Source organism: Vibrio anguillarum (genome assembly GCF_001989995.2).
Lineage (GTDB): Bacteria > Pseudomonadota > Gammaproteobacteria > Enterobacterales > Vibrionaceae > Vibrio > Vibrio anguillarum.
This window is the reverse complement of sequence record NZ_JAHGUP010000210.1, coordinates 1-1,201: the sequence shown is the minus strand read 5'-3', so window position 1 is coordinate 1,201 and position 1,201 is coordinate 1. Positions and strand designations below refer to the sequence as shown.

The window sequence follows — 1,201 nt, the reverse complement described above, 5'->3', positions numbered from 1 at the left end:
CCTTAGCCGGGCGTTAGGCTTTTGAGAAGTTGGCACTTTTCTACATGCAGATGTTTGTATATAATCCCTGCAAATTTTTTGGCTAGAAATTCATGACAAATAATACATCTAATAAACCGAGAGCAATTAAAGGTGTAAGTGAAGAAATTACAGAGTTTTTGACTTGTATCATTCTTCACATGTTAGTTCCGTTACTACCTCTAATCTTGGAAGCATGGAAAACTCAAGGTAACCCTACCGAGGCAACATTAGCGATCACAGCTTCGATGTACTCAATATCAATTGGCTTATCTTCACGAAATAAAGCGATATTCTCGCTTTGCTTTTTCATTAGTATTCTATTCTCAATGGCATTTGGATTCATTTTAAGTAACACAACAGATTCATTGCCATTGGTAAAATTTGGTTCTATAGCTACTATAGTTCTGGTATTCGGCATTCATGCATGTGAGCGTTACAACAAACATGTGGTAGAGTGTATACCTTACTGGAACTTTAATAGTGGGAGTGCAAGTTAATGGAAATCATGACAATTCTTCCTGCAGTACTTAGTTCATTAGGTGCGGCAGTCGCTGCATACGCAATGTTTCAATCTTCAAGCAGCCTTAAAACACGTTTGCAGATTGAACGTAAGTTAGCTCATAATTTGGCAAAGCAGCTCAAGTCACGACATATCGAGTCTGAAGTTAGCGTTGAACTCGATAAAGTAGTTGTTCGAAGCAAAGTTGAAGAAGAAGATATAGAAAAACTCAAGCAACAGATTGATGAGTCACTAAAAGCTGCTCTCAGAGAGCTAGTTGAAAGTGAGCAAGAGTTAGTTAAAAAATCCCTTGAACAACCATCTAAACAAGGGCAAATGCATTATCTTAAAAAGCTCATAAATAACTCACTTCAAGAGTTATCTCACCAAAAAGCCTAACAAACTGTTTAAGAGTGATTCGCAACGCATGGCATTTTCGCTATGCGTTGCTTTTTGTGTTTAAGGCGGTATGCGGCGGCTTCGATGTTGCGTTGCTCACACCTTAACCGGGCGTTAGGCAAAGTGAGTTTTTATCAGCTAAATCGAGTTGAAATTGAACGGTAAATTCCATGTTTTCTGGCTTAACTTAAGCAATAAATAGTCATCACATATTTGTTGTTTCTTGATCGCGTTGGGTTGCTTATCGTTGTGAATTCAGCGGCAAAATAACCTTCAGCATCC

1 protein-coding gene is annotated in these 1,201 nt (G+C 38.3%); it reads left to right on the top strand.

Features of this window, described 5'->3' with window-relative positions; translation table 11 throughout:
* Nucleotides 1-517: 517 nt before the first annotated feature.
* Entirely contained in the window at nt 518-919 is a 402-nt protein-coding gene (locus PL85_RS18510; protein WP_038892791.1) for a hypothetical protein, read from the top strand.
* The last annotated feature ends 282 nt before the right edge of the window (nt 920-1,201 follow it).

Bases quoted from the DNA above. Each gene is read 5' to 3' on its own strand.
- PL85_RS18510 (WP_038892791.1), top strand. From the start codon at position 518: ATGGAAATCATGACAATTCTTCCTGCAGTACTTAGTTCATTAGGTGCG.